Annotated in this window: 2 protein-coding genes; both read right to left on the bottom strand. The window is 35.1% G+C overall.

Annotation, left to right across the window (positions count from 1 at the left end; genetic code table 11):
* Positions 1-4: 4 nt before the first annotated feature.
* Positions 5-1,018, bottom strand: coding sequence for a M14 family zinc carboxypeptidase (locus EUBHAL_RS14935; protein ID WP_005349512.1), 1,014 nt, complete (start codon positions 1,016-1,018; stop codon positions 5-7).
* 1,502 nt (positions 1,019-2,520) lie between these two features.
* Positions 2,521-2,880, bottom strand: coding sequence for a restriction endonuclease (locus EUBHAL_RS11055; protein ID WP_167534404.1), 360 nt, complete (start codon positions 2,878-2,880; stop codon positions 2,521-2,523).
* Positions 2,881-3,221: the final 341 nt, after the last annotated feature.

Raw genomic sequence — 3,221 nt, 5'->3', positions numbered from 1 at the left:
ATTTTTAATCAAATAACTGAGCTTCTCTGATTACTACATTTTTATTTTTATTCCAGATAGAGTTAAATTCTCTTCCACTTAACGGTGCTGCTCCCACTCCAACTTCAATGGTAATGCATGGAATATTTCTTTTATAGAGGAAGTATTCTCGAGAGCATCCTCTTGCTACAGAAATGGATTCAGTTGGCATAAGATGATATCTTGTAAGACTTTTTGCTAATTTGTACATTCTTGTTGTTATATTTCTTACTTTTTTAGTTGCGCGGCTGGCACATCTTCCATAAAGAATAGAACCTGTAGAATGATAGCTGACAACGCCTGCGATTTTCCCTCTTCTCTCAATACGATTTACCCATTTTACAAGTGCCTGTACTTCTTTTTCACTGGCTGCTTTGGGACCTCGATAACCGGAGGAACCTTTTTTACCGGCCTTTTTAAATGCTACCTTCCAGTTACGATTTAAATCTACACCTCTTGCATTGGCTTTCCATTTACTGGAACTTCCGCCCATCCTTCTTAAACCATTTCTAAGACTTTTATTACGAATAGCGTTAAATCCCTTCTGACTAATGGCTGTTCCATCTGGATTACAGGAGGGTACATAGTGAATTGCTACCTTATTTAAAGTAGCTGAAACTTTTTTGCCATTTATTTTCTTATTATAATTATTCAGATAATATTCAATTTGTTTCATGCATAACTGCACTGTCATATGTTCTCTTGCATGAAGATTCCCAATCACAAGAAGATGCTTCTTTGCGTTTGGATTTCCAATCACAACTTCATATAAATTCCTTTTATCCGCAGTTTTACCGATTACATTTACCTGACAATGATCTCTATATTTTTTCTGCAATTGTTTTAAATCAGTTTTTAGTTCTTTATAACTATAATTTTTCTTTCCTCCAGAAACAATAGCGGCATTAACGGTCAATCCCTGTGTTGTAAATGCGATACAGCACACCATTAACATGGCAAATACTCCGCTTAAGATTCTTTTTATGTTGCTTTTTTTCATCTTTCTCTCCTATTTTCCTCTGCAATAGTTCTTATTTTTTCTTAGTATATGCCTTAACAAAATTGTATACAAGACATGCTGCAACAATGACTGCCGCCATTGTAAAAAAATCTCCAATTGTCATACTAGCACCTCCTTTATAAAATATCTTATATTTAAATATTTTTATATTTCCGCAATAGCGATATCATGTAAAAAGTATATCATATTTACCAAGAAAATAATAGAATCAGGCAAAAAGAGCACAAAAAAAGAGAGCATCCTGACTACTAATTCTAGATGCTCTCCGCTAATGATTTTCAATTATGTCCAACGGACTATACCTCCTATTTCCCTTTTAACTCTAAGCTAATCTTCCGTGGTCTGTATTATTCGTTATCAGTTTTCCTTCTATCTTCTACAAAAGGATTATGATTTATAATACACCTGCTTCCAATCCCTTAAAATCTCCGGTTATATTATTCATCTCTTTTTTGGGCGATTATTCTTCTGAATTCTAAGCTGATTCCCTGGATTCTCTAAGTTCTTCTCTTTTTACTACTACCTGAAGTGTTATCTCTTGATATTAATCACTCGCAACCATCAAACTTTCAAATCTGCAATCTCACTTAAATTCGATAGCTTATGTTTTTGTCGGTCTGTACCTCCTGCTATGATATCGTTTCGAGTCTTAGCTTAAGTTTTTGTTGGACCGTACCTCCTATATTAGTATCGTTTCCTAAATCCTAACTTAACTTTCTGGTGGTCTGTACCTCCTGTTTAGTATCGTTTCCTGAATCTTAACTTAACTGTTTGGTGGTCTGTACCTCCTATATTAGTATAGTTTCTTAAATCTTAAACTTAACTTTCTGGTGGTTTATACCTCCTGTTTAGTATCGTTTCCTGAATCTTAAACTTAACTTTCTGGTGGTTTATACCTCCTATTTAGTATCGTTTCCTGAATCCTAAACTTAACTTTCTGGTGGTCTGTACCTCCTATTATTAATATGTTACTAATCTGAATTATAACTTATGTTTTTGGTGGTCCGTACCTCCTTCTGGCTTATTTAAATTCTGAAATTAATTTTAATCTGTTTGCACTCTCACCTCTTTTTCATGATAAAAGCAAAACCTGTAATTTCAAAATCTATATGATGGACTGTGCCGTCCGTTCTTTGTTTATGTCTGTATTATAAAGCAGGATTCTTATTTTGTCAACACTATTTTTATATTTTTCTCTGATTTTCTAAATTCAATATTTTATCATCTGTTTTTTTAGTTTTTACTGAATTCATTTTATTATTGTCAGAATATTCAATCTTTTTAAAAATCACAACTATCTGACGGGGTGTACAGATTGTAGGAATGATTTTTCAAACACGCTCTAAAACTATTATCATATGCCATTACGATAATGGTTTAAATGTCAATCCAACAAATTTTCTTTTCCAGACATTCTGTATTCTCCTGTACTCTCCCCAAAATCCCTCCAACTGGTTTCTCGAGCTTCCAACGAGCAGAACTCAGGCTTTTATATGAAATTTTTTCTGCATTTCTTTTCTCCCCCACAATTCTACTTCATTTCTTTTGGCGAGATCTCTGGCACTTTTCGTAAAGTTGCTATTTGTAACAACCATTGCCCGATCAGCTTTGTAATAAGCAATAGAACCAACAACTTCCTGAACAGCCGCAATTCCCACATTTCGCTCATAGCGTTTTGCCTGAACAACAATCTTTTTTCCCCATTTGCGAAGAACAAGATCTGCTCCATAGTCATGGCTATAACTTGTGAGTGTAACATGATAACCGAGATGCCGGAACTGGACAGTGAGATAACGTTCAAATGCTCTACCATTTAATTTGTCAATATTTTTCATTTTCATATGGAGATAGTAAAGCGTGTGTAATCGTCTAATAAACTGGAAAATGCAAAAAGCACACAGAAAAGAACAGCCAACTGCTATTTCTCCCTGTCTCTGCATATAAAATGTATATCCCTGCAAAAATGTGTATATAATTCCGGCTACCCAAAGCCATTTTATAATGTCAAAATGTCTCATTTATCTTTTGCCTTTCTGAAATTCAAGAATGCCTCGGCATTCTTGCTGCGAGGTGCGCGTCATGCAATTGCATGACATACTTCTACTGCGCACCTCTGCAATCCTGCCGGAGGCTATATCAGCTGGGGGATTGACTCCCACCACTGATACCAGCTTGTTTCTCA

This window comes from Anaerobutyricum hallii DSM 3353 (genome assembly GCF_000173975.1).
GTDB classification, from domain to species: Bacteria; Bacillota; Clostridia; order Lachnospirales; family Lachnospiraceae; genus Anaerobutyricum; species Anaerobutyricum hallii.
Note: the sequence above shows the minus strand (reverse complement) of the source record. Positions and strands in the feature narration are given on the sequence as shown.

What these genes read in the sequence shown, in the direction of transcription:
- EUBHAL_RS14935 (WP_005349512.1), bottom strand. Translation starts at nt 1,018, where the DNA reads ATGAAAAAAAGCAACATAAAAAGAATCTTAAGCGGAGTATTTGCCATG.
- EUBHAL_RS11055 (WP_167534404.1), bottom strand. Translation starts at nt 2,880, where the DNA reads ATGAAAATGAAAAATATTGACAAATTAAATGGTAGAGCATTTGAACGT.